The sequence below is a fragment of the Micromonospora palomenae genome (genome assembly GCF_007829925.1).
GTDB classification, from domain to species: Bacteria; Actinomycetota; Actinomycetes; order Mycobacteriales; family Micromonosporaceae; genus Micromonospora; species Micromonospora purpureochromogenes.
On record NZ_VIXA01000003.1, the window covers coordinates 749717 to 774328 of the forward strand.

Genomic DNA, 24612 nt, shown 5'->3' on the forward strand with positions numbered 1-24612 from the left:
CCGCCGTCCCGCCGGGTCCGCCGGTCGGCCGGGAAATCGGGTGCGTGGCCGGCCCGGCCCTGGCAGCCTGCCCGGTGATGGGACAGCCGGCGCGGGGATTCGACTACGTTCAGCGGGCGGACGGATCGGTGGTGCTCAGTCACCACGGCCGGCCGGTCGGCACGCTGCGCGGCGATCGGGCCGCGCGGTTCCTCGCCGAGGTGCGCGAGGATCCGCAGCTGGTGATGGCCCGGTGGACCGGCAACTACCGCCGGGGCAACGAGCGGACCGCCCGGCAGCACCCGCGCAACCGGGGCTGAGACGCGGTCAGGGCCCGCACCCGGGTAAGGCGCGGACCCTGACTGGTACGACCGGTGCTACAGCGGGATGTTGCCGTGCGCGCCCCGCGCGGCGGGCGCCCCGGCGAGCGCCTCGGCGATCCGGCGCCGGGTCTCCTCCGGCTTGATGACGTCGTCCACCACGCCGATCTCCAGCGCCCGGTTCACCCCGCCGGCGACCCGGGTCTGCTCCTCGATCAGCTGCGCGCGCAGCGTCTCGCGCTCCTCCGCCGGGGCGGCGGCGAGCTTCTTGCGGTGCAGGATGTTGACCGCCGCGCTGGCGCCCATCACCGCGACCTCCGCGTTCGGCCAGGCGAAGACCGCGGTCGCGCCGAGCGAGCGGGAGTTCATCGCGATGTACGCCCCGCCGTACGCCTTGCGGGTCACCAGCGTCACCCGCGGCACCACCGCCTCGGCGAAGGCGTGCAGCAGCTTCGCCCCGCGCCGGACCACGCCGTCCCACTCCTGGCCCAGGCCGGGCAGGTAACCGGGCACGTCGACCAGCACGATCAGCGGCACCCCGAGCGAGTCGCACATCCGCACGAAGCGGGCCGCCTTCTCGGCGCTGGACGCGTCGAGGCAACCACCCAGCCGCAGCGGGTTGTTGGCGATCACGCCGACCGTCCGGCCGGCGAACCGGCCGAGCGTGGTGACCACGTTCGGCGCCCACTTGGCGTGCAGCTCCACGCCCGGGGCGTCCAGCAGCGCCTTGACCACCGGCTTGACGTCGTACGCCCGGTTGGTCTCGGCCGGCATCTTCGCCATCAGGTCGTGCCCGTCCTCGACGCCGGTCGCCACGTCGTCGGGGGAAAGCCGGCCCTGGCGGCCGAGCAGCGCGGCGAGCTTGCGCGACTCGACCATCGCCGCCTCGTCGTCGGCGCAGGTCACGTGCACCACGCCGGAGCGCCGGCCGTGCGGCTCGGGGCCGCCGAGCCGCTCCATGTCGACCTGCTCGCCGGTGACGCTGCGGACCACCTCGGGACCGGTGACGAAGATCCGCCCGGCGCCGCTCATCACCACGATGTCGGTCAGCGCCGGCCCGTACGCCGCGCCACCGGCCGCCGGACCGAGCACCACCGAGATCTGCGGCACCCGGCCGGAGGCGCGCACCATGGCGGCGAAGACCTGCCCGACGGCGTCGAGCGCGACCACGCCCTCGGCCAGCCGGGCGCCGCCGGAGTGCCAGAGGCCGAGCACCGGCACCCGCTCTCGGACGGCGGTGTCGATCGCGTCGACGATGTGCCGGCACCCCTCGGTGCCCATCGCGCCGCCCATCTTCGTGGCGTCCGTGGCGTACGCGATCGCCGGCGTGCCGTCGATCTCACCCCGCGCCCAGAGGACGCCGGAGGTGTCCCGGGGTGCCAGCAGGCGCAGCGAACCGGCGTCGAACAGGGCCCGGAGGCGCAGCTCCGGATCCCGGTAGTCCACGGTGGATGTGTCCGCACCAACGGCGGTGGTGGTCACGTGAGCCTCCAAGGCTGTGGTCTCAGGCCCGCGTGAAGACGAGAGCCACGTTGTGTCCGCCGAAGCCGAACGAGTTGTTCAGCGCGGCGGGGATGTCCATGTGGCGCGCCTTGTTGGCGGCCACCTCCAGAGTGAGGCCGTCGTCCGGGTCATCGAGGTTGATCGTCGGGGGTACGACACCGTCGCGGATCGCCAGGATCGTGGCGATCGACTCCAGCGCGCCCGCCGCGCCCAGCAGGTGACCGGACATGGACTTGGTGGCGGTCAGCACCGGGTGGTCGCCGAGCGCCTCGTGCAGCGCCTTGATCTCGGCGATGTCCCCGACCGGGGTCGAGGTGGCGTGCGCGTTGACGTGCACGATGTCGGACTTCGCCACGTCCGCGTCGGCGATCGCCTTGGCGATGGCCCGGATCGCGCCGGCACCGTCCGGGTGCGGCTGGACGATGTCGTAGCCGTCGGAGGTGATGCCCGAACCGGCCAGCCGCGCGTACACCCGGGCGCCCCGGGCGGCCGCGTGCTCGGCCCGCTCCAGCACCAGGATGCCGGCGCCCTCGCCGAGCACGAACCCGTCGCGGCCCTTGTCCCAGGGGCGGGAGGCCCGCTCCGGCTCGTCGTTGCGGGTCGACATGGCCCGCATCGAGCTGAACCCGGCGATCGGCAGCTGGTGGATGACCGCCTCGGTGCCGCCGGCCACCACCACGTCGGCCCGGCCGGCACGGATCATGTCCATGCCGAGCGCGATGGCCTCCGCGCCGGTCGCGCAGGCGCTGGCCACCGAGTGGACGCCCGCCCGGGCGCCCAGCTCCAGCCCCACCCAGGCGGCGGGGCCGTTGGGCATCAGCATCGGGATGGTGTGCGGGGAGACCCGGCGCGGGCCGGACGCCTCCAGGATGTCGTCCTGGGCGAGCAGGGTCAGCGCGCCGCCGATGCCGGAGCCGACGCTGACGCCCAGCCGGTCCGGGTCGGGCCCGGAGTCGGCCAGGCCGGCGTCCGCCCAGGCCTGCTGCGCCGCGATGATCGCGATCGCCTCGGAACGGTCGAGCCGGCGGAGCTTGACCCGGTCCAGCAGGCCGGCCGGGTCGACCGCCAGCTGGGCCGCGATGCGGACCGGCAGCTGCCCGGCCCACTCCTGGGTGAGCGCACTCACCCCGGAGCGGCCGGCGAGCATGGCGTCCCAGGTCGACGCGACGTCCCCGCCCAGCGGGGTGGTCGCGCCGAGCCCGGTGACGACGACGTCGATGCGACTCATATCAGGACTGCGCCTCGATGTAGGTGACGGCGTCGCCGACGGTCTTGAGGTTCTGCACCTCGTTGTCCGGGATCTTGACGCCGAACTTCTCCTCGGCCGCCACCACGACCTCCACCATGGAGAGCGAGTCGACGTCGAGGTCGTCGGTGAAGGACTTCCCCTCGGCCACGTCGTCCGGGTTCACCCCGGCAACCTCTTCGAGGATCTCGGCGAGGCCGGTGGTGATCTCGTCACGGGTCATTTCGGTTGGTTCCTCTCATCGGGGGTAACTCGGCGGCCGGCGACGTGCCGGCCGCCACTCCTCGGCGCTGGCGCGCCGGAGGGGGTCTCAGGGGCAGCGGACGACCTGACCGGCGTAGGTCAGGCCGCCGCCGAAGCCGAACAGCAGCACCGGGGCGCCCGAGGGCACCTCCCGCCGCTCGATCAGCTTGGACAGGGCCAGCGGCACGCTCGCCGCCGAGGTGTTGCCGGACTCGACGATGTCCTTGGCGATGATCGCCTGCGGGATGTTCAGCCGCTTCGCGATGCCGTCGATGATCCGGGCGTTGGCCTGGTGCGGCACGAACGCGGCCAGCTCCGACGGGTCGACCCCGGCCCGCTCGCAGGCCTGCAGGGCGAGCGGCGCCAGCGCGGTGGTGGCCCAGCGGAAGACCGCCTGACCCTCCTGCGCGATGTACGGGCGCCAGCCCTCGATGCGTACCGCGTCGCTCTTCTCCGGCACCGAGCCCCAGACCACCGGGCCGACCCCGGCGGGCTCGCCCTCGGCGGCGGCGGTGACCACCGCGGCCCCGGCGCCGTCGCCGAAGATGATGCAGGTGGAGCGGTCGGTCCAGTCGGTGAAGTCGGAGAGCTTCTCCGCGCCGACGACGATCGCGTTGCGCGCCGCCCCAGCCCGGATCGCGTGGTCCACGGTGCCGAGGGCGTACGCGAAGCCGGAGCAGGCGGTGTTGATGTCGTACGCGCCCGGGGCGGCGATGCCCAGCTTGGCGGCGACCCGGCAGGCCACGTTCGGGCTGCGGTCGACCGACGTGCAGGTGGCCACGACGACCAGGTCGATGTCGGCGGCGGTGAGGCCGGAGTTGGCCAGCGCCTTGCCGGCGGCGGCGGTCGCCATGTCGGCCACCGTCTCCCCGTCGGCGATCCGCCGGGTGACGATGCCGACCCGGTCCCGGATCCACTCGTCGTTGGTGTCGACCAGCTGGGCGATGTCGTCGTTGGTGACGATGCGGGAGGGCTGGTAGTGGCCCATCGCGAGGATCCGACTGCCGGTCATACGTGGCCTCCGATGCGGGCGAGGGGTTGGCCCGGCGCGACCGGGTCGTCGTGGTGGGCGAGCCACTCGGTGAGCAGGCCGCTGTCGTGCGCGGTCACCTCGACCGGCCCCTGCCGGGTCGCGATGTGGCCGATCACCTGGCCGGTGCGCAGGTCGGCGCCCTCGGCGAGGTCGGCGGTCGGTTCGAAGGTCCCGGCGGCGGGGGAGACCACCACCCGGAACTGGACCACCGGCTCGTGGCCGCGCAGCCCGCTGTGCCGGGCGATCAGGTCGCGCGCGGCCGGCAGGTCGTCGGGGGTGTTGAGGGTGACGATCTCGGGCCCGCCGGTGGCCTTCAGCTCCCGCTTGATCAGCCCGGCCAGGGTGCCGGCCGGGGGCAGCTCGACCACGCCGGTGACGCCGAGGTCGGCCAGCGTGCGCATGCACAGGTCCCAGCGGACCGGCGCGGTGACCTGGCGGACCAGCCGCTGCACCATCTCCCGGCCGTGGTTGACCGCCGAACCGTCGAGGTTGGACAGCAGGATCCGGGCCGGCTCGGCCGGGGTGATCCCGGCGGCCACGCCGGCCAGCGCGGCCTCGGCCGGGGCCATGTACGGGGTGTGGAACGCGCCGGCGACCTTGAGGCGGGTGATCCGGGCCTTCGCGGGCGGCTCGGCGGCGAGCTTGTCCAGCGCGTCGAGCGCCCCGGCGGCGACGATCTGGCCGGCACCGTTGCGGTTGGCCGGGTGCAGCCCGTGCGCCGTGATCGCGGCGAGCACCTCGTCCGGGTCGCCGCCGAGCACGGCGGCCATCCCGGTGGGCTCCAGGGCGCAGGCGGCGGCCATCTCCCGGCCGCGTACCCCGGCGAGGGTGATCGCCGCCTCGGCCGGGAGCACCCCGGCGAGGGCGGCGGCGCCGAGTTCGCCGACACTGTGGCCGGCGGTGACCGCGACGTCGTACATCGGCAGGTGCTCGGCGGCGAGCAGGGCCGCCGCGACCAGCAGCGGCTGCGTCCGGGCGGTGTCCTTGATCTCGTCGGCGTCGGCCTCGGTGCCGAGGTGCACCAGGTCGACCCCGGCGAGCGCGGACCACCACCGCAGGCGGGCCTCGGTGCCGGGCAGGTCGAGCCAGGGAGTCAGGAAGCCGGGTTTCTGGGAACCCTGGCCGGGAGAGAGTACGGCGAGCACGTCTATGACTCTCCCGGATACCTCTGGGTAGCGCTGTGCCGGCACCGACCAAACCGCACTAGAACCTTTGGAGGGATCCTACAAAAATCAACGGCGGTCATCACCCGTCTGTGATGTTTTCCTGACGCCTGGGGTCATTGTCTGGGTCGGGACGGCAGTGACCGCCGGGACGACCGGGTCGAGCCGGCCGACGGTCAGCGCCACCTGGAGGGCGAACGCGTCCCGGGGCGACAGCGGCGAGAAGCCGGTCACCTCGGCGATCCGGCGCAGCCGGTAGCGGACCGTGTTCGGGTGCACGAACAGCGACCGGGCCGCGCTCTCCAGCGTCCCGCCCGCGGTGAAGAAGGCGTCCAGGGTCTCCAGCAGCTCGCCGCCGGCGCGCACCAGCGCCGCGTACACGTCGTGTCGCAGCCGCCGGCGGGCCTCGGCGTCGCCGGCGAGGGCCCGCTCGGGCAGCAGCTCCGCCGCCGACACCGGGCGCGGCGCGGTCGGCCAGGCCGGCGCGGCGCGGAATCCGGCGAGCGCCGCCCGTGCCGACTCCGTCGCCTCGTCCAGGCTGGGTACGGCCGGCCCCACCACCACCGGCCCCTCGCCGAACGCGGGCAGCAGCTTCTCGGTGGCGGCCACCGGGTCCGCCGCCCCGCCGAGCACGATGACCAGCCGGTCGCCGTGCACGCCGCCGATCACCTCCACGCCGATGCGGCGGGCCTGCCGGTAGACGGTGTGCAGCACGGCGGCCACCTCCCCGCCGGGGGAGCGACCCACCGCCACCGCCACCGGCGGCGCGTCCGACCAGCCCAGCGCCGCCGCCCGGCTGGCCAGCACGTCGGGGGAGTCGCCGCGCAGCAGCGCGTCGACCAGCAGGGCCTGGAGCCGGGCGTCCCACGACCCGCGGGACTCGGCGGCCCGGGCGTACACCCGGGCGGCGGCGAAGGCGATCTCCCGGGAGAACCGCAGCACCGCCTCGCGGAGCTGCTGCTCCTCGCCCGGGGCGGCCAGGTGCGACACCTGCTCCTCGACCACGTCGATGGTCACCTTGATCAGCGCCACCGTCTGCTGGAGGCTGATCGAGCGCGCGAGGGCCTCCGGCGCGGTGGCGAAGACCTCGTCGGAGACCTCCTGGGTGCTGTCCGCGCTGCCGCCGCCCGAGCGCAGCCACTGCACCAGGGACCGGGCCCCGGCCTGGGCCACCAGCATGACCCAGGAGCGCTGGTCGGCCGGGAGCTCGCGGAACCAGGGCAGGCTCTCGTCCATCCGGGCCACGCTGGCGGTGGCCAACGCCCCCGCCGCCCGTTCGATCCGGCGGAGCGTGGCCGACAGCTCCATCCCGCCCGGCTCGCTCACCGGTCCAGCCTGACACGTGCTGACCTGGCCATCCACGCCGGGCGGTCACTGTGGCGCGGTCAGCCCCAGCTCCTGGGCCAGGATGGCCGCCTGCACCCGGCTGCGCAGCTCCAGTTTCGCCAGGATCCGGCTCACGTGGGTCTTGGTGGTGCTTTCCGCCATCGCCAGCCGCTGTGCGATCTGCTGGTTGGACAGCCCGGCACCGAGGCAGGCGAGCACGTCCCGCTCCCGCGGGGTCAGGGCCGCCACCGCCGACCGGGCGGCCGCCGGCGCGGCCGGAGCGGTCCGGGCGAACGCCGTGATCAGCCGCCGGGTCACCGCCGGGGCGATGATCCCCTCGCCCCGCGCGACGGTCCGCACCGCCGCCACCAGCCCCGCCGCGTCGGTGTCCTTGAGCAGGAAGCCCGCCGCGCCGGCCCGCAGCGCGGCGAAGACGTACTCGTCGAGGTCGAAGGTGGTGAGCACCAGCACGTCGGCCAGCCCGTCGGCGACGATCTCCCGGGTGGCGGAGATCCCGTCCAGCCGGGGCATCCGGACGTCCAGCACGGCCACGTCCGGGCGCAGGTCGCGGCAGAGCCGTACCGCCTCCTCGCCGTCCCCCGCCTCGCCGACCACCTCGATCTCCGGGGCGCTCGCCAGGATCAGCGTCAGCCCGGCCCGCACCGCCGCCTGGTCGTCGGCGAGCACTACCCGCACCCCGGCGGTCACCCGGACGCCCCGGTGGGCAGGGCGGCCACCACCCGCCACCGCCCGTCCCGCGGCCCGGCGGAGAACCGCCCGTCCAGCAGCGCCGCCCGTTCCCGCATGCCGATCAGTCCGGCGCCCGCGCCCTCCAGCCGCCCGTTCCCGCCGCCGCCGATCGGGTTCTCCACCGTCACCACCACCTCCGCCGGCTCGTACGCCACGCTGAGCTCCGCCGCGCCCGCGCCGTGCCGCAGCGCGTTGGTCAACGACTCCTGCACGATCCGGTACGCCGCCAGGTCGACCCCGACCGGCAGCGGCCGGGGCGTCCCGGTGACGGTGGCGCGCACCGCCAGCCCGGCCGCCGCCACCCGCTCGATGAGCCGGTCCAGCTCGTCGAGGCGTACCCGGGTCGGGCCCTCGGTCGGGTCCTCGCCGGCCGGGCCCCGGAGCAGGCCGATCAGCTGGCGCATCTCGGCCATGCCCTGCACGCTGCTCTCCCGGATCACCCGCAGCGCCGCGTCCACCCGGTCCCGGTCCAGCCCGGGCGCGGAGAGCACCGCGGTGGCGTGCAGGGCCACCGCGCTGAGGTGGTTGGCCACCACGTCGTGCAGCTCCCGGGCCATCCGCGCCCGCTCGGCGAGCACCGCCTGCCGGCGGTCCAGCTCGGCCAGCCGGGCGGTCTGCTCGGCCCGGGCCCGCTCGGCCGCCGCCTGGTCGCGGTACTGGCGCACGCTGACCCCGGTGAGCACGGGCAGCACGCCGGCCAGCACGAACGGCACCCCGGCGGCGACGCCGCGCCAACCCCACAGCAGCGCGCCGACCGCCGCGCCGGCCACGCTCAGCCCGACCGCGGCCCCCAGCAGCCACCGCCACAGCCGGGGCGGGCCGTACACGCAGGCGTCGTAGAGCACCTGGGTGTAGATCAGGGCGGTGCCCAGCGACACCCCGAGCGCCGTGTCGGCCAGCACCGCGCCGGTGCCGAGGGCCAGGCTGGTCCGGGGAGCCGCCCGGCGCAGCCCGACCGCCACGCAGATCACCGCCAGCGGCGCCAGGAACAGCGCCTCCGGCACCGGCGGCCGCCAGGGGAACTGGGGCTGGAACCCGACGCCGTAGAGGACCAGGCCACCGGCGAGCGAGGCCCCGGCCAGCGCCAGGTCGCGCCCGGGCGTGCCGGAGCCGATCCAGGCCGGCGTCCGCATGACCCGATCCCACCACACCCCGCGCCGCCCGCCCTCCGCCCGCGGGAGGAGCCCGCCCGCCGACGCCTCCGCCGAAGGAGGTACCCGGCCGGCGCCGTCCCGCCAGGTCCGTCGAAGGATGGACCCGCATCTCGTTCCCGCCGTCGAGGCGGCGCCGTCCCGCCCCCGGGACGCTGGACACCGACGACGGGGAGGTACGGATGCTGCTGGCGGTGATCGCCGCGTGCGAGATCGGGTTCTGGGTGGTGCTCGGCGCCGGACTGGTCGCCCGCTACCTGCTGCGCCGGCCACGGCTGGGCGCGGCGCTGCTGGTCTGCGTGCCCCTGGTCGACCTGGTGCTGCTGGTGGCGACGGTGCTGGACCTGCGCCGGGGCGCCACCGCGAACGTGACCCACGGGCTGGCGGCGGCGTACCTCGGCTTCTCGGTGGCGTTCGGTCACTCGATGGTCCGCTGGGCCGACCAGCGCTTCGCCCACCGCTTCGCCGGCGGGCCGCCGCCGGTCCGGCCGCCCCGGCACGGCTGGGCCCGCACCCGCCACGAGTGGCGGGAGTGGGGCAAGGCGCTGCTCGGCTGGGCGATCGCCTGCGCCCTGCTCGGCGCGGCGATCATCTACGTCGACGACGCCGAGCGCACCCGCGAGCTGGTGAACTGGATTCGCAGCCTCACGGTGGTCATCGTGATCTGGCTGGTCGCCGTCCCGGTCTGGGAGACGATCTTCCCGCGCCGCCCGAAGCGCTGACACCCGGGTACGCGCTGCACACGGCGTCGGTGCCGGCCAGTACGGTGACGTGGGCGCCGGGGCGGACCTCCCGGCGCGCGACGCGAGCGTGAGGAGACCGGGATGGCGCACGGGGAGGCCGAACACGGCTGCGCCCAGGGCGAGCCCTGCCGGCTCGGCCACCACGAGCAGCAGGGGCCGCTGCGGCCCCACCGCCGGCTCGCGGCGGTGCCCTGCCCGACCGAGCAGGCCGGCCGGGCGCCCGAGCGGGCCGACGACGAGGTGACGGTGCCCCGGCAGCGGCCCGCCGAGCCGGCGACGCCGGAGGCGGTGCCGTCCCGGCCGCGCGGCGTCGAGTCGGGCCCGCGCCCGCCGGCCGGCGAGCCGGCCGCGTCGGGCGAGCCCGACCCGACCACCCCCCGGGCCTGCCGCAGCGACCTGGCCGGCTGGGCCGGCGCGCACCGGCACGGCCCGGTGCGCCCCAGCCGCCGCCCCGACCGCCGGGAGCGGCCCCCGCACCGCTGGTGCTGACCACCCGACGGCCGTCCGGTCGCTAGCGTGGGCAGGGTGAAGGCGATCGCGATCGACGCGTACGGCCCGGCCGACCAGCTCGCCCTACGGGACCTGCCGGACCCGCCGGTGGGCCCCGACACCGTCCTGGTGCGGGTGCGCGGGGCGGGCGTGAACCCGGTCGACTGGAAGGTCCGCGAGGGCCACCTGGCCGCCGCGATCCCCGGTCACTTCCCGCTGGTGCCCGGCTGGGACGCCGCCGGCGAGGTGGTCGCAGTGGGGCCGGCGGTGGCCGGGTTCGCGGTCGGCGACGAGGTGATCGGGTACGTCCGCCGCGACGACCTCCAGTACGGCACGTACGCCGAACTCGTCCCGGCCCCCGAGCGCTGCCTGGCCGACAAGCCGGCGCAGGCGTCCTGGGCGGAGGCCGCCGGCCTGCCGCTGGCCGGACTCACCGCGTACCAGGCGTTGCAGGCGGCGCGCACCGGCGCGGGGGACACCGTGCTGGTGCACGGGGCCTCGGGCGGGGTCGGTCACCTGGCGGTGCAGGTGGCCCGGGCGCTCGGCGCCGACCGGGTGATCGGCACGGCGAGCGAGGCCAACCACGACTTCGTCCGCGCGCTCGGCGCCGAGCCGGTCAGCTACGGCGACGGCCTGGCCGACCGGCTCTGCGCGGTCGCGCCCGACGGCATCGACGTGGCGCTGGACCTGTTCGGCGGGGAGGCGCTGGACGTCTCCGCCGAGTTGCTCACCCGCCCGGCCCGGCTGATCTCCACCGCCGACCCCGAGCACGTGACCCGGCTCGGCGGCAGCTACGTCTTCGTCAAACCGTCCACCCAGGACCTCACCGTGCTGGCCGGGCTGGTCGACGCCGGCCGGCTGACCGTGCACGTCGAACGGACGTTCCCCCTGGCGCAGGCCGCGGACGCGCAGCGCCTGGTGGCGGCGGGGCACGTCCGCGGCAAGGTGGTGCTGGAGGTCTGAGCCTGCTGGAGGGTTGAGCCTGCCGGAGGTCGGCGCCGCCCGGGTGGGCGGCTCAGCGGGTACGGCGGCGGACCAGCAGCGCGATCCCGGCCAGCCCGGAGGTGATCACCAGCATCACGCCGGCGTTGAGCAGCAGCAGGCGCTGCAACTCGCTGATCGCGGCGTCGATGTCCCGGCCCGGGTCGAGGGCGTCCTCCGGGATGACCCGCTCGCCGCCGCCGACACCGCCGCTGACCGTGTCGAACTGCCGCTCCAGCGGCACCCCGGCGGTACGCAGCGTCTCCGACATGTTGAGCCGGCCGAGGAACCAGCCGGCGCTGGTCTTGCGGGAGTCCGGCTGCTTGGCCGGCCGGTAGGCCCGGGGCCCGCCCTTGGCCAGCGGGTAGAGGTCGAAGGTCTGCTTCGGCACGTCCCCGGCGAGCACCACGATCGTGTACTTCGGACCGAGGTCGGCGCGCTTGGGACCGGCGGCGGCGCCGCTGCGGCCGAACCAGTTGACCTGGTCGATCACCGCGAGCACGTGGGCGGGCTGGCTGTCGGCGCGCAGCCGCAGCGGCTCGGTCAGCCGGTCGCCGGTGATGTCCACCCCGGCCGGGGGCGGCTTCGGGGCGGCCCGTTGCGGGCCGGTGGCCTGCGCGGGCGCGGCCATCCCGGCGCTGAGCACCACGGCTGCCGCCATCGCGGCCACCACGCCGAGCAGCCGCCTCACCCTTCCGACCATCGCCGCCTCCTCGCCCCGTTCGATGGATGGCTGTGCTGCAGGGTCACGCGTTGGTCGTCGATGGCGGTGACCGTGCCCGCAGGCCGGGGATCCCCCATCTCAAAGACTCCGCAGAACGGCGCTAGGTTGCAGCTGCTGGACCATTATCTGGAACTATCTGCGATCCGGGCCCGACTAATGGTCAGCCGTTGATCAGCGGGCGGATCGTACCTTTGCGGAGGGGTTCATGGGGGGCAGGGTCGCACGTACGGCGCGTACCTCGCTAGCGGTTATGGGCGTGGCGCTCGGTGTGTCGTTGCTGCTGCCGGCGACGCCGGCGGCCGCGCACAACTCACTGACCGGCAGCGACCCGGCCGACGGCGCGCGGGTCGCCGCGGCGCCCGCCCGGATCGAGCTGCGTTTCCTGTCCAGGGTCGACCCGGCTACGACGAAGATCACAGTGGTCGGGCCGGACAACGTGCCGGCCGCCGGCGCCGCGCCGCGCTTCGCCGGCAGCCGGGTCGCCGTGCCGTTCAAGCCCGGGAAGGCCGGCCTCTACATCGTCGGCTACCAGCTCTCCTCCAGCGACGGCCATCCGGTGAAGGGGGAGGTGCGCTTCACCCTCACCACCGGCACGCCGGCCGATCCGACCTCGCCGTCGCCGTCGCCGTCCCCGGCGGCCCCGTCGCCGTCTGTCGGGACGGCGTTGCCGCCGACGGGCGCCGCGACGACGGCCGGGCCGGCCGTCCCCGCTGCCCGCTCCGATGACGACGGCACGCCGGTCTGGCCCTGGCTGGTCGTCGCCGGGCTGGTGGTGGCCGGGCTCGGCGCCGTCCTGCTGCGCCGCCGCGCCACCCGCTCCTGACCGGTGCCGCCCGGTCCCCGGCCGGGGTTCGAGGCCGTACCGGCGTGACCGGGGTCGGTCACCGGGTCCGACGCAGTTACGACGAAGGGCCCGCCGGGGAACCGGCGGGCCCTTCTCGGGTACGTCTCAGACCAGGCGGACCCGGGCGGCGCGCAGCCGGGCCAGGGTGCGCTCCCGGCCGAGCACCTCCAGCGACTCGAACAGCGGCAGCCCGACGGTGCGGCCGGTGACCGCGACCCGGACCGGCGCCTGCGCCTTGCCCAGCTTCAGGCCGCGCTCGGCGCCCACCGCCTCCAGGGTCGCCTTCAGCGACTCGGCGTCCCACGACTCCAACGCCTGGTACGCGGCGATCGCCGCGTCCAGCAGCTCGGCCGCGCCCTCCTTCATCGCCTTGGCCCAGGCGGCCTCGTCGATCAGCGGGTCGGCCAGGAAGAGGAAGTCGACGTTCGGCACGATCTCGCTGAGCACCGCGATCCGGGTCTGGGCCAGCGGCGCCACCGCCGCGAAGGCCTCGGCGTCGAACTCGGCCGGCTGCCACGGCGGCGGGGCGATCGTCTCGGTGCCGGTCAGCCAGGGCTGGCAGGCGGCCACGAACTCGTCGACCGGCAGGGCGCGGATGTACTCGCCGTTGAACGCGCGCAGCTTCTTCTCGTCGAAGAAGGCGGGGGAGGGGTTGACCTCCTCCAGCCGGAACTCCTCCTCGATGACCGACCAGGGCACGATCTCCCGGTCGCCCGACGGCGCCCAACCGAGCAGCATCAGGTAGTTGCGCATGGCGTCGGCGAGGTAGCCCTCGTCCCGGTACGCCTCCAGGGCGACCTTGTCGCGGCGCTTGGAGAGCTTCTGCCGCTTCTCGTTGACCACCACGGGGACGTGGGCCCAGATCGGCGGCTTCACCCCGAGGGCGTCCCAGAGCAGCTGCTGCTTGGGAGTGTTGGGCAGGTGCTCCTCGGCCCGGACCACGTGGGTGATCCCCATGGTCATGTCGTCGACCACGTTGGCCAGCAGGAAGACCGCGGAGCCGTCGCCGCGGGCGATGACGAAGTCCTCGATCAGCTTGTTCTCGAAGGTCGGCTCGCCGCGGATCAGGTCGACCACCACGGTCTCGCCCTCGTCCGGGGTGCGGAAGCGCAGCGCGCGCCCCGGGCCGGGCTCCAGGCCCCGGTCCCGACAGAAGCCGTCGTAGCCCTGGTACTGCGAGCCGGTGCGGGCCTGCACGTCCTCGCGGGTGCAGTCGCAGTAGTACGCCCGGCCGGCCTCGTGGAGCCGCTGGGCGGCGGCGCGGTGCTCGGCGGCGTACTGCGACTGGAAGTACGGGCCCTCGTAGCTGCCCCGGGCGATGCCGATCCACTCCAGCGCGGAGAGGATGCCCTCGGTCCACTCGGGCTTGTTGCGCGCCGCGTCGGTGTCCTCGATGCGCAGCACGAAGACCCCGCCCTGCTGCTTGGCGTAGATCCAGTTCTGCAGCGCCGAGCGGGCGCCGCCGACGTGGAACATACCGGTCGGGGAGGGGGCGAAGCGCACACGTACCGTCACGTCCTCCAGCCTACGGCCGCCCGCACCCCCATTCCCCCAGGGGTCCCACGCCCCCCTCAAGATCCACGCACTTTCCCGGAAAGCGTGGCCATTCGGCGCCGAATGAGCACTCTTTCCCCGAAAGTGCGGGCGGTGGGGGTGGGGTGGGGTGGGGGTCAGCGGACGGCGCGGATCTTGAGGACCAGGGCGCTGCCGAGGAGGGTGACGGCGGCGGTGGCGGCGTAGAGGGTGGGGTAGCCGCCGAGGTGGACCACGATCGGGGCGGAGATCGCCGGGCCGAGCACCTGTGGGGCGGAGTTGGCGATGTTGATCACCCCGAGGTCCTTGGCCCGGTCGGTGGCGCGGGGCAGCACCTCGGTGATCAGCGCGGCGTCGACCGACAGGTAGACGCCGTAGCCGGCGCCGAGCAGCAGCGCCGCGGCCACCGCCATCGACCAGACCGGCGCGACGGCGAGCAGCAGCGCCGCCACCGCCATGATCACCCCGGAGGTGATCACGAAGACCTTGCGCCGGCCGGAGCGGTCGGAGAGCCGCCCGGCGACCACGGCGGTCAGCATCATCCCGGCGGTGTAGAGCAGGATCAGCACCAGCAGCGCGCCCTCGGGGTCGGGGTGGCGCACCCCGTCGGTGAGGAAGTACAGCAGGTAGAGGGTGCCGAGCGCGTTGCCGATCTGGACCAGGAACCGGGTGATCCAGGCCCAGGCGAAGTCCGGGTGCCGGCGCGGGCTGATCCACATCGAGGCGGCCAGCGCCCGCCAGCGCAGCGCCGGGCGGTGCGCCCGGGGCAGCGGGTCGTCGGCGGTGAGCAGCGCGAACGGCAGCGAGAGCAGCAGCACGGCCAGCGCGATGGCCGCGTACCCGGCGGTGGTGCCACTGACCACGGCGGTGACCAGCACCGCGCCGACCACCAGGCCGAGGGCCTGCGGGATGCCCACCCAGCCGGAGACGCCGCCGCGCTGGGCGACCGGCACCCGGTCGGGGATGGCCGCGGTCAGGCTGGCCAGCATCGCGTTGAAGCACACCTGCGCGGCCACCCAGCCCACCGTCACCCCGGCGATGGTGTCCTGCCGGGCCAGCAGCACCAGGGCGAGCGCGCCGAGCACCGCGCCGCCCGCCGTCCAGACGTGCCGGCGGCCGAACTCCCGCCCGCCGATCCGCAGGCAGGTACGGTCCGACAGCGCCCCGGCGAGCGGGTTGGCGAGCACCGCCGCGAGCGCGCCGATCCCGGTGACGACGGCCAGCATGGCCTCCTTGTCGAGCGGGGCGATCCGCTCGACCTGCTGGGGCAGCAGCACCTGGATCGGGGTGAAGAAGGCCATCCAGACGCCGAGGTTGGCCGCGAAGATCAGCGCGATCCAGCTCCGCCGCACCGGCACCGCCGGCTCGGCGAGCGCCGCCGGCAGCGAGGTCGGCGTCGGGTCGATCGTGGTCATCGCCGGACGACCTGGTCCCGGTACCAGGCGTACGAGGACTTGGGCGTGCGGACCTGGGTGTCGAAGTCGACGTGCACCAGGCCGAAGCGCTTGGTGAAGCCCTCCGCCCACTCCCAGTTGTCCAGCAGCGACCAGACGAAGTACCCGGTCACGTCGACGCCGTCGTCGATCGCCGCCCGGACCGCCCGCAGGTGCCCGTCGAGGTACGCGATCCGCTCCGGGTCGTGCACCCGGCCGTCGGCGTCGGGTACGTCGTCGTAGGCGCAGCCGCTCTCGGTGATCTGGATCGGCGGCAGCGCCTCGCCGTAGGTGTCGTGCAGCCAGGTGAGCAGGTCGCGCAGCCCTCCCGGGACCACCGGCCAGTCGAAGCCGGTCCTCGGGTAGCCCTCCAGCGGCACCATCTCGAACGGCAGCGGCGCGTCCTCCTCCGGCGCGCGGATTCCGGTCGGGTTGTAGTAGTTCACCCCGAGCACGTCGATCGGCGCGGCGATGATGTCCAGGTCCCCGTCGCGCACCGGGGCGGCCTCGAAGCCGGGCGGATAGCCCCGGCCGAGCAGCGGATCGGTGAAGAGCCGGTTGTGCAGCGCGTCGTACGCCGCCCCGGCGGCCCGGTCGGCGTCGGTGCCGCCGAGCAGCCGCACCGGCGAGTAGTTGTTGGCGATGGCGACCGGACTGCTGCCGCGGGCGCGCAGCGCGGCGACCGCGAGGCCGTGCCCGAGCAGCTGGTGGTGGGCGACCGGCAGGGCGTCGAAGAGCAGGAACCGACCCGGCGCGTGCACCCCCGTGCCGTGGCCGAGGCTCATGTGGATGAACGGCTCGTTCAGGGTGATCCAGAGCTTCACCCGGTCGCCGAGGCGGGCGGCGACCAGGTCGGCGTACTCGGCGAAGCGGTGTGCGGTGTCCCGGTTCAGCCAGCCGCCGGCGTCCTCCAGCGGTTGCGGCAGGTCCCAGTGGAAGAGGGTGGCCACCGGGTCGATGCCGGCGGCGAGCAGGTCGTCGACGAGCCGGTCGTAGAAGTCGAGGCCGGCCGGGTTGGCCGCCCCGGTCCCGCCGGGCTGCACCCGGGGCCAGGCGATCGAGAACCGGTACGCCGAGACGCCCAGCCCGGCCATCAGCGCGACGTCCTCGCCGTGCCGGTGGTAGTGGTCGCAGGCCACGTCGCCGGTGCTGCCGTCGACGATCCGCCCGGGGGTGTGCGCGAAGGTGTCCCAGATGGACGGCCCGCGTCCGTCGGCGTCGGCGCCACCCTCGATCTGGTACGCGGAGGTGGATACCCCCCAGCGGAAGCCGGCGGGGAACGCGGGCATCGGCGCGGTCGTCACAGTCGCCCTCCCAGAAACGTGAGACGTGTTCGGGACTCTAGGACGCGGACCCGCGAAGCGCCATAGGCCCGCAGCGGTGCGGGCGCAAGGGTTTTCGGCGTGTCTTTTCCGAACCCGTCCTAGTACGTCCGAATTTGCGCATACAGTGCGGAATATCGCGGATGTCCTCAGTGGGGGAAGACAGAAATGATCCTCGTGGAACGCAGTGCGCACGTGATGGCGCCGATGGAAGCGGTCTGGGACGTCGTGCAGCGGGCCGAGCAGTTGCCGGCCTGGCTGGCGGGCGTCCGCGCGGCCGAGGTCCTCTCGGGGGAGGGCTTCGGCAGGCGACAGCTGGTCCAGGCCGGGCGCGGCGCGGCGCACGAGGCAGAGGTGATCGCCTACCAGGAGCCGACCCTGATCGGGTGGCGGGAGCGGGCCAGGGGCGCCGGTGCCCGGGCCGAGGCGCACCGAGATCTACGTCCAGCTCACTCCCGACGAGGAGCAGGACGGGACGATCGTGCGGCTCATCGTCGTACGGTGGCCGGCCGGTCCGGTCAAGGCGGCCCTGCTCCGGCTCGGGCTGCGTCGGGTCGGCGCCGACCTGGAGGACTCGCTGGCCCGCCTCACCGACCTGGCCGCCGTCGGCTGAGCAGGGCGCGTCCTACGGCGTCACCCGCGACGGCGGTGGCCCGGCGTCCCCGCCAGGGGCTCCGGACCACCGCCGCTTCCGTAACCGGCCCCGCTCCTGCGCCGCCCGGCGGCGGAGATCGACTCCAGGTCGGCGAGGTGGCGGCATCGTCGGCACCGGGACACCGCCACGTCGCCGACGTGGAGTCGATCAGGAGGCGGCGACCGGAAACGACAGCGGGCCCGGCGCGCGATGCGCCGGGCCCGTCCGTCGTACGCGGGGACTAGCTGTCGCCGCCGGTCTCGCCGACCGGGGCCGCGGTGACGTCCTCGAGGGCGTACTTCTTGGCCGCCTCGGCCGGCACGTTCGCCGGCACCGTGCCGCGCAGCGCGAGCTGCCGCAGCGTCGCGACCGTCACCGACTCGGCGTCGACGTGGAAGTGCCGGCGCAGCGCGTGCCGGGTGTCCGACATGCCGAAGCCGTCGGTGCCGAGCGAGGTGTAGTCGCCGGGCACCCAGCGCGAGATCAGGTCCGGCACTGCGCGCATCCAGTCGCTGACCGCGACCTTCGGCCCGTCGGCGTCGGCCAGCTTCTGCTGGATGTACGGCACCCGCGGCTCACTACCCGGGTTGAGCAGGTTGTGCTCCTCGCACTCGACCGCGTCCCGGCGCAGCTCGGTCCAGGAGGTCACCGACCAGACGTCGGCGGCCACCCCCCAGTCCTGGGCGAGCAACTGCTGCGCCCGCAGCGCCCACTGCATGCCGGTGCCGGAGGCCAGGATGTTGGCCTTCGGCGCGTCCCCGCCCACCTGCGGCGCCGGGGAGTAGCGGTAGATGCCCTTGAGCAGGCCCTCGACGTCCACGCCCTCGGGCTCGGCCGGCTGGAGGATCGGCTCGTTGTAGACCGTCAGGTAGTAGAAGACGTTCTCCTGAGCGTCCCCGTACATCCGGTGCAGGCCGCTCTCCATGATGTGCGCGATCTCGAACGAGAACGCCGGGTCGTACGCGACCACCGCCGGGTTGGTGGCGGCGAGCAGCAGCGAGTGCCCGTCCTCGTGCTGCAGACCCTCGCCGTTGAGCGTGGTCCGGCCGGCGGTCGCGCCGAGCAGGAAGCCCCGCGCCATCTGGTCGGCGGCCGCCCAGAGCCCGTCGGCGGTGCGCTGGAACCCGAACATCGAGTAGAAGATGTACATCGGGATCATCGGCTCGTCGTGGGTGGCGTACGACGTGCCGGCCGCGGTGAACGAGGCGACCGAGCCGGCCTCGTTGATCCCCTCGTGCAGGATCTGCCCGGTGGTCGACTCCTTGTACGACAGGAACAGCTCCCGGTCGACCGAGGTGTACCGCTGGCCGTGCGGCGAGTAGATCTTCGCGGTCGGGAAGATCGAGTCCAGGCCGAAGGTGCGGGCCTCGTCCGGGATGATCGGCACCCAGCGCTTGCCGAACTCCTTGTCCTTCATCACGTCCTTGAGCAGGCGGACGAAGGCCATCGTGGTGGCCACCTTCTGCTTGCCGGAGCCGCGCTTGACGTCGGCGAACCGCTCCGGGCCCGGGATGGTCAGCCGCTTGCTGCTGGTCCGCCGGGACGGCAGGTAGCCGCCGAGCTGCTGGCGCCGCTCCTTGAGGTACGCGATCTCGTCGGACTTCTCACCCGGGGTGTAGTACGGCGGCAGGTAGGGGTTGTCCTCCAGCGCCTTGTCCGGGATGTCCAGGTAGAGGCGGTCGCGGAAGGTCTTCAGATCCTCCAGCGTCAGCTTCTTCATCTGGTGGGTGGCGTTGCGGGCCTCGAAGTGCGAGCCGAGCGTCCAGCCCTTGATCGTCTTGGCCAGGATGACCGTCGGCTGGCCGGTGTGCTCGGTCGCCGCCTTGTACGCCGCGTAGAGCTTGCGGTAGTCGTGGCCGCCCCGCTTGAGGTTCCAGATCTCGTCGTCGGAGAGGTGCTCGACCATCTTGCGGGTCCGCGGGTCGCGGCCGAAGAAGTGCTCCCGGACGTACGCCCCGGACTCCGCCTTGTAGGTCTGGTAGTCGCCGTCGGCCGTGGTGTTCATCAGGTTCACCAGCGCGCCGTCGGTGTCCGCGGCGAGCAGCGGGTCCCACTCCCGGCCCCAGACCACCTTGATCACGTTCCAGCCGGCGCCCCGGAAGAAGGCCTCCAGCTCCTGCATGACCTTGCCGTTGCCCCGGACCGGGCCGTCCAGCCGCTGCAGGTTGCAGTTGATCACGAAGGTGAGGTTGTCCAGCTCCTCGCGGGCGGCCACGCCGATCGCGCCGAGGGTCTCCGGCTCGTCCATCTCGCCGTCGCCGAGGAACGCCCAGACGTGCTGCTGGGAGGTGTCCTTGATGCCCCGGTGGTGCAGGTACCGGTTGAACCGGGCCTGGTAGATGGCGTTCAGGCCGCCGAGCCCCATCGAGACGGTGGGGAACTCCCAGAAGTCCGGCATCAGCCGCGGGTGCGGGTACGACGGCAGGCCGCCGCCCGGGTGGGACAGCTCCTGACGGAACCCGTCGAGCTGGTCCTCGCTCAGCCGCCCCTCCAGGTACGCCCGCGCGTACATGCCGGGGGAGGCGTGACCCTGGTAGTAGATGTGGTCGCCGCCGCCGGGGTGGTTCTTGCCCCGGAAGAAGTGGTTGAAGCCCACCTCGTAGAGCGAGGCCGAGCTGGCGAAGGTGGAGATGTGCCCGCCGACGCCGATCTCGGGGCGCTGCGCCCGGTGCACCAGCATCGCCGCGTTCCACCGGACGTACGCCCGGATCCGCCGCTCGACGTGCTCGTCACCGGGGAACCACGGCTCCCGCTCCGGCGCGATGGTGTTGATGTAGTCGGTGGTGGTCAGCGACGGCACCCCGACCTGGCGCTCACGGGCCCGCTCCAGTAGGCGCAGCATGACGTAGCGGGCGCGCTTCGTCCCGCGCTCGTCGATGACACCGTCGAGCGACTCGACCCATTCGCCGGTCTCTTCAGGGTCGATGTCCGGAAGCTGGCTCGGCAGACCAGCGGTGATCACCGGGCGCTTGCGTTCCGTAGCCACAGGCGTTCCCTCGGTTGTGTGTGGGATAGGTCTCTAGCGCCATCCTGCCCCCTGGTGGCACCCGTCGTCACGTCTAGCTCCCCCAGACGCGACGCTCAACACAGGTACCCGTCAGTAACTTTGCGCAACCGGCCGATGCGCTAGCCGACCGGGCGCTTGTCCGCCGTCCCTACCCTTCGGGCATGCGATCGCGACTGCTGCTCCTGGGGCTCGTGACGGCCGTCGCCGGCGTGGCCGGCATCGGCGTGGGGTTGGCCGGCCTGGTGGCGGGGAGGCCGGAGATGGTGGGGTTCGTGGCGCTGGGCGCGCTCGCGCTGCTGCTCGTCGTCGGGCTGGCCCGCGACGCCCGCCGTCCCCGCCGCCGGTCCCGCGCCGACGACGCGGCGGCCGGCTGGTACGCGGCGGGGCCGTACGGGGACGTCGGCGCGGATCCGGGCTGCGGCGGCCGCGACGGTGGAGCGGACTCCGGCCGGGGCGGCGGCTCCGACGGGGGCGGCTTCTGGGGCGGGGGCTTCTGGGGCGACGGCGGCTCGGGTTCGCTCAGCGGCTCGGACGGCGGCGGATCGAGCTGGGGCGGTTCGGACGGCGGAGGCGGCGGCAGCTACTGAGCCGGTGCGGCAGAATGCGCCGTATGCGCAGTGAGGTGATCACCGTCCGAACCGGGTCCCGGCCGACCGTCCAGGACATCACCGCCGAGGCCGAGCGGTTCGTCGCCGGCCAGGGCGACGGGCTGCTGCACGTCTTCGTGCCGCACGCCACCGCCGGCCTGGCGATCATCGAGACCGGCTCCGGCTCCGACGACGACCTGCTGCGGGCGTTGGACGACCTGCTCCCCACCGACGACCGCTGGCGGCACCGGCACGGCTCGCCGGGGCACGGACGCGACCACGTGCTGCCGGCGTTCGTGCCCCCGTACGCGACCCTGCCGGTGCTCGACGGCCGCCTCGCGCTGGGCACCTGGCAGTCCCTCACCCTGGTCGACACCAACGGCGACAACCCCACCCGCCAGGTCCGCTTCTCCTTCCTGGCCGGCTGACCGGTCCCGCCCCGCCCGCACCGGACGGCCGTGCCGTCGCGTCCCGTCGGTCCCGCGAGTCGGTCCCGCGCCCTGCGGGCAGTGGCCGCCCAGGGACGGACGACCACTCCCCACGGGTGCGCGGGCGCGGCGGGATCAGGGACGCGAGGTCTCCGTCTCGACCGTGTACCGGTCCTGGTCGATGCCGGGGGCCAGGCGTGCGGTGGGCGCGGGAGGCCGGTCGTACGTCTGGTGCAGCCCGGGCACCCGGTCCTCGATCACGAACGAGGCGCGGGTGTACGCGGGCGCGTCCGGCCGGCTCACGTACGGCAGCACCGCGAAGTCGGCCGTCAGCCGGCCGGGGGTGATCGTGGTGCGGACGAAGCCGCGCAGGTTGTTCTGGAAGCGCAGGTGCGGATTGGTCTTCAGCCACGGGTGCGAGCCGCTGGCGGAGTCGAAGCCGTCTCCGCCCGAGGTCACCGAGGAGCAGACCAGTTCGCTGCCGACCGTCCGCGAGGTCGGGTCGGCGTAGTCCAGCTTCAGGTCGCTGGCCCAGTGCGCGTGCACGTCCCCGGTGAGCACCACCGGGTTGCGCACCCCGGCGGCGACCCAGCCGCGGGTGATCCGGTCCCGGGAGGCGACGTATCCGTCCCAGGCGTCCATGCTGGTGACGGTGACCGGCCCGGCGTCCCGATCACGCTGGGCGAAGAAGACCTGCTGGCCGAGGAGGTCCCAGCGGGCCTCGGAACGGCGGAACCCGTCCAGCAGCCAGGCCTCCTGCTCGGCGCCGGTGATCGACCGGGCCGGGTCGGCCGCCGCCGCGCAGTCGCGGTACCCGTCGCCGCAGGCCTGGTCGTCGCGGTACTGCCGGGTGTCGAGCAGGTGGAAGGTGGCCAGCCGGCCCCACCGCACCCGCCGGTAGAGCTGCATGTCGATGCCGCGCGGCACCGAACTGCGGCGCAATGGCATGTTCTCGTAGTACGCCTGGAAGGCCGCCGCCCGCCGGGCCGGGAAGTCCGGGTCCGGCGTCTCGGGCACCTCGTCGGCCCAGTTGTTCTCCACCTCGTGGTCGTCGAAGACCACCACCCAGGGAGCGACCGCGTGCGCGGCCTGCAGGTCCGCGTCGCTCTTGTACTGGGCGTGCCGCTGCCGGTAGTTGGCCAGCGTGCGGGTCTCCGGGCCCTCATGGCCGCGCGGCCGGTTCGGCCCGAACTCCCGCGCGTACTCGTACTGGTAGTCGCCCAGGTGCAGGATGAGTTCCGGTTCCGTCTCGGCCAGCCGCCGGTACGCCGTGAACCAGCCCTGCTCGTAGTGCGAGCAGGAGGCGAAGCCCATGGCCAGCGCGGCGGGCAGGGTCCACGGTGCCGGGGCGGTCCGGGTCCGGCCGACCGGTGAGCTGTGCCCCTCGGCGTGGAAGCGGTAGAAGTACTCCCGGCCGGGCAGGAGACCGGCCAGCTCGACGTGCACGCTGTGCGCCGATTCGGGGCGGGCGGTCGCCGTGCCCCGCCGGACCACCTGCCGGAAGCGTTCGTCCGCGGCGACCTCCCAGCGCACCTCCACGGGCCGGCGGGGCATCCCGCCGAGGCCGTCCTCGGCGAGCGGCTGCGGCGCCAGCCGGGTCCACAGGACGAAGCCCTCGTGGTCGGGGTCGCCGGAGGCCACGCCGAGGGTGAACGGCCAGGCCAGCCGGCGGAACGTGGCCCCGCCGACCGGGCCCGTCGATTGGTCCGCGCCGGCGGCGGTCCCGGCGGGCAGGCCGGTTGTCGCGCCGACCGCGCCGAGCGCCGCGCCGGTGATCAGAACAGCACGTCGAGACAGTGCCATGTTTCCTCCCCAGGGTCCGGTTCGGTACCGACCCGGGAAGCGTCGCGAGCGTGCGTGACCGCCAGGTGACGCCCAGCGCCACACCCCGCCGACTCCTGAGGAACAGCAGGGCGTCCACCCCGGTGATCACGACGTTGGCGGCCTGCCGATCCTGGCGTCGCCAACCTCGTGATCGACCGGGCCGGCGGGTCAGGCGGTGGCGGCGGCGAGCTGGGTGACGCGGATCTTGGTGACCAGGGCGTCGAGGAGGGCGCGTAGCAGCGTGTCGGTCGTCTCGTCCTTGACCGCGCCGTCCTCGGTGAGCTTCTCGTGGGCGTTGGTGACGATGATCTCGGGCTTGGTGACCACCGCGGAGTCGGTCCAGAGGAAGAGCTGGCGCAGCTGGAGCTGGGCGCGGACCGTGCCCATCCCGGTCGGCGCGGCGCCGACGATGGCGATCGGCTTGTGCGCCAGCGGGGACACCCACGAGGTGATCGGGAAGCTGGGGCGCGACGCCCAGTCGAGGGCGTTCTTCAGCACGCCCGGTACGCCGTAGTTGTACTCAGGGGTGGCGATGAGCAGGCCGTCCGCCGCCGCGATCCGCTCCCGCAGGTCCACCACGGCCGCCGACGGCTCGGGCTCGACGTCCTGGTTGAACGGTGGGATCGCGCCGAGGCCGGTGTACTGCTCGATGGTCAGGCCGGCCGGGGCGAGCCGCTGCGCGGCCCGGATCAGCGCCGTGTTGAACGACGCCTCGCGAAGGCTGCCGGAGATGGCGAGGACGGTGAGGTCGGACATGTGGATCCTCTCGATCGCAGATGCGTGAGCTTGCCAATAGTAGAGCTGCTCAACTATTTGCCCGCAAGTAGGATGTGAGACATGACGCAGAGCACCGCCATCGGATCCGACCTGGGCGACCGCTCCGGGCTGGCCGGGGACGCGGTGCGCCGGATCATGCACATCGCCTCCGCCATCCGGCACTACCAGGACGTCGAGGTCGGCGAGCTGGGGCTGACCCCGGCGGCGGCCCGCGCGCTGCACGAGCTGGACCCCGACCGGCCGCTGCCCGCGCGCGACCTCGCCGAGCAGCTGCGCTGCGACCGGTCCAACGTCACCGCGCTGGTCGACAAGCTGGAGCAGGCCGGGCTGGTCGAGCGCCGGGTCGACCCGGCCGACCGGCGGCAGAAGACGCTGGTCGTGACGGACGCCGGCCGCCGGATGCGCGAGCGGGTGCACCGGGTGATGAGCGACTCACGGCTGCTCGCCGGCCTGAGCACCGACGAGCTGGCCACCCTGCGCGAGCTGGTGTGGAAGGTCTCCGACGGCGGCTGCCCGGAGGAGTGCGGCCCGGAGTGAGCCCGGCCGGGCGGATCGTGTCCGAGTGGGCGACC

At 74.0% G+C, this 24612-nt stretch carries 23 protein-coding genes and 1 pseudogene; 9 read left to right on the top strand and 15 right to left on the bottom strand.

Features of this window, described 5'->3' with window-relative positions:
- Positions 1 to 77: 77 nt before the first annotated feature.
- Entirely contained in the window at positions 78 to 299 is a 222-nt protein-coding gene (locus FHX75_RS24405) for a hypothetical protein (RefSeq protein ID WP_154942640.1), read from the top strand.
- 57 nt (positions 300 to 356) lie between these two features.
- On the opposite strand, the gene FHX75_RS24410 is transcribed toward FHX75_RS24405, so the two are convergent.
- The 8 genes from FHX75_RS24410 to FHX75_RS24445 form a co-directional block, all read right to left on the bottom strand.
- A complete protein-coding gene (locus FHX75_RS24410; RefSeq protein ID WP_154942641.1) occupies positions 357 to 1781 on the bottom strand; it encodes an acyl-CoA carboxylase subunit beta in 1425 nt (474 codons plus the stop codon).
- Positions 1782 to 1803: 22 nt separating this feature from the next.
- Complete coding sequence (gene fabF / locus FHX75_RS24415; protein WP_154942642.1) at positions 1804 to 3030, bottom strand: beta-ketoacyl-ACP synthase II; 1227 nt, start codon at positions 3028 to 3030, stop codon at positions 1804 to 1806.
- 1 nt (position 3031) lies between these two features.
- Positions 3032 to 3271: an acyl carrier protein gene (locus tag FHX75_RS24420; protein ID WP_088960922.1), complete on the bottom strand. Its 240-nt coding sequence runs from the start codon at positions 3269 to 3271 to the stop codon at positions 3032 to 3034.
- Positions 3272 to 3358: 87 nt separating this feature from the next.
- Complete coding sequence (locus FHX75_RS24425; RefSeq protein WP_154942643.1) at positions 3359 to 4303, bottom strand: beta-ketoacyl-ACP synthase III; 945 nt, start codon at positions 4301 to 4303, stop codon at positions 3359 to 3361.
- Positions 4300 to 5469 carry an acyltransferase domain-containing protein gene (locus FHX75_RS24430; RefSeq protein ID WP_154942644.1) on the bottom strand — a complete coding sequence of 390 codons (1170 nt, stop codon included), beginning with the start codon at positions 5467 to 5469 and terminating at the stop codon, positions 4300 to 4302. Before FHX75_RS24430 ends, FHX75_RS24425 begins: the two co-directional genes overlap by 4 nt.
- Before the next feature lie 87 nt (positions 5470 to 5556).
- Positions 5557 to 6795: a PucR family transcriptional regulator gene (locus tag FHX75_RS24435; RefSeq protein WP_246158556.1), complete on the bottom strand. Its 1239-nt coding sequence runs from the start codon at positions 6793 to 6795 to the stop codon at positions 5557 to 5559.
- A gap of 63 nt (positions 6796 to 6858) precedes the next feature.
- Positions 6859 to 7521: a response regulator gene (locus FHX75_RS24440; RefSeq protein WP_154942646.1), complete on the bottom strand. Its 663-nt coding sequence runs from the start codon at positions 7519 to 7521 to the stop codon at positions 6859 to 6861.
- Positions 7518 to 8696 (bottom strand): sensor histidine kinase, encoded by a 1179-nt coding sequence (locus FHX75_RS24445; RefSeq protein WP_154942647.1) that lies wholly within the window; start codon positions 8694 to 8696, stop codon positions 7518 to 7520. The genes FHX75_RS24440 and FHX75_RS24445 overlap by 4 nt, the downstream gene beginning before the upstream one ends.
- A gap of 200 nt (positions 8697 to 8896) precedes the next feature.
- Between FHX75_RS24445 and FHX75_RS24450 the strand changes: the two genes are divergently transcribed.
- The 3 genes from FHX75_RS24450 to FHX75_RS24460 all read left to right on the top strand — a co-directional run bounded on the left by FHX75_RS24450 (position 8897) and on the right by FHX75_RS24460 (position 10909).
- Positions 8897 to 9436, top strand: coding sequence for a hypothetical protein (locus FHX75_RS24450; protein WP_154942648.1), 540 nt, complete (start codon positions 8897 to 8899; stop codon positions 9434 to 9436).
- Positions 9437 to 9538: 102 nt separating this feature from the next.
- The gene (locus FHX75_RS24455) at positions 9539 to 9946 is read left to right on the top strand and encodes a hypothetical protein (protein ID WP_154942649.1); all 408 of its coding nucleotides are present in this window, start codon (positions 9539 to 9541) and stop codon (positions 9944 to 9946) included.
- A 36-nt stretch (positions 9947 to 9982) separates the two neighbouring features.
- Complete coding sequence (locus FHX75_RS24460) at positions 9983 to 10909, top strand: NADP-dependent oxidoreductase (RefSeq protein ID WP_154942650.1); 927 nt, start codon at positions 9983 to 9985, stop codon at positions 10907 to 10909.
- 52 nt (positions 10910 to 10961) lie between these two features.
- Here FHX75_RS24460 and FHX75_RS24465 read toward each other — a convergent pair whose 3' ends face one another.
- On the bottom strand, positions 10962 to 11630 hold the full coding sequence (locus FHX75_RS24465; RefSeq protein WP_154942651.1) for a hypothetical protein: 669 nt from the start codon (positions 11628 to 11630) through the stop codon (positions 10962 to 10964).
- A 271-nt stretch (positions 11631 to 11901) separates the two neighbouring features.
- On the opposite strand from FHX75_RS24465, the gene FHX75_RS24470 reads away from it, so the two are divergent.
- A complete protein-coding gene (locus tag FHX75_RS24470; protein ID WP_246158519.1) occupies positions 11902 to 12474 on the top strand; it encodes a copper resistance CopC family protein in 573 nt (190 codons plus the stop codon).
- A gap of 126 nt (positions 12475 to 12600) precedes the next feature.
- Here FHX75_RS24470 and gltX read toward each other — a convergent pair whose 3' ends face one another.
- From gltX to FHX75_RS24485, 3 genes are all read right to left on the bottom strand, one after another.
- Positions 12601 to 14010 (bottom strand): glutamate--tRNA ligase, encoded by a 1410-nt coding sequence (gene gltX / locus FHX75_RS24475; RefSeq protein WP_154942653.1) that lies wholly within the window; start codon positions 14008 to 14010, stop codon positions 12601 to 12603.
- A gap of 155 nt (positions 14011 to 14165) precedes the next feature.
- A complete protein-coding gene (locus tag FHX75_RS24480; RefSeq protein ID WP_154942654.1) occupies positions 14166 to 15443 on the bottom strand; it encodes an MFS transporter in 1278 nt (425 codons plus the stop codon).
- Positions 15440 to 16750, bottom strand: a complete 1311-nt coding sequence (locus FHX75_RS24485; protein ID WP_154942752.1) for a GH1 family beta-glucosidase — start codon at positions 16748 to 16750, stop codon at positions 15440 to 15442. Before FHX75_RS24485 ends, FHX75_RS24480 begins: the two co-directional genes overlap by 4 nt.
- A gap of 201 nt (positions 16751 to 16951) precedes the next feature.
- Between FHX75_RS24485 and FHX75_RS24490 the strand changes: the two are divergent.
- Positions 16952 to 17396: pseudogene (locus tag FHX75_RS24490) on the top strand (SRPBCC family protein).
- A gap of 262 nt (positions 17397 to 17658) precedes the next feature.
- Here FHX75_RS24490 and aceE read toward each other — a convergent pair.
- Positions 17659 to 20403 carry a pyruvate dehydrogenase (acetyl-transferring), homodimeric type gene (aceE, locus tag FHX75_RS24495; RefSeq protein WP_154942655.1) on the bottom strand — a complete coding sequence of 915 codons (2745 nt, stop codon included), beginning with the start codon at positions 20401 to 20403 and terminating at the stop codon, positions 17659 to 17661.
- Positions 20404 to 20585: 182 nt separating this feature from the next.
- On the opposite strand from aceE, the gene FHX75_RS31290 reads away from it, so the two are divergent.
- Positions 20586 to 21011 (top strand): hypothetical protein, encoded by a 426-nt coding sequence (locus FHX75_RS31290; RefSeq protein WP_154942656.1) that lies wholly within the window; start codon positions 20586 to 20588, stop codon positions 21009 to 21011.
- 23 nt (positions 21012 to 21034) lie between these two features.
- The gene (locus tag FHX75_RS24505; protein WP_170285448.1) at positions 21035 to 21439 is read left to right on the top strand and encodes a YjbQ family protein; all 405 of its coding nucleotides are present in this window, start codon (positions 21035 to 21037) and stop codon (positions 21437 to 21439) included.
- Positions 21440 to 21574: 135 nt separating this feature from the next.
- Here FHX75_RS24505 and FHX75_RS24510 read toward each other — a convergent pair whose 3' ends face one another.
- Positions 21575 to 23242, bottom strand: a complete 1668-nt coding sequence (locus FHX75_RS24510) for an alkaline phosphatase D family protein (protein ID WP_154942658.1) — start codon at positions 23240 to 23242, stop codon at positions 21575 to 21577.
- Between the two features lie 189 nt (positions 23243 to 23431).
- On the bottom strand, positions 23432 to 24019 hold the full coding sequence (locus tag FHX75_RS24515; protein ID WP_154942659.1) for an NADPH-dependent FMN reductase: 588 nt from the start codon (positions 24017 to 24019) through the stop codon (positions 23432 to 23434).
- A gap of 81 nt (positions 24020 to 24100) precedes the next feature.
- Between FHX75_RS24515 and FHX75_RS24520 the strand changes: the two genes are divergently transcribed.
- The gene (locus FHX75_RS24520; RefSeq protein ID WP_154942660.1) at positions 24101 to 24577 is read left to right on the top strand and encodes a MarR family winged helix-turn-helix transcriptional regulator; all 477 of its coding nucleotides are present in this window, start codon (positions 24101 to 24103) and stop codon (positions 24575 to 24577) included.
- Positions 24578 to 24612 lie beyond the last annotated feature (35 nt).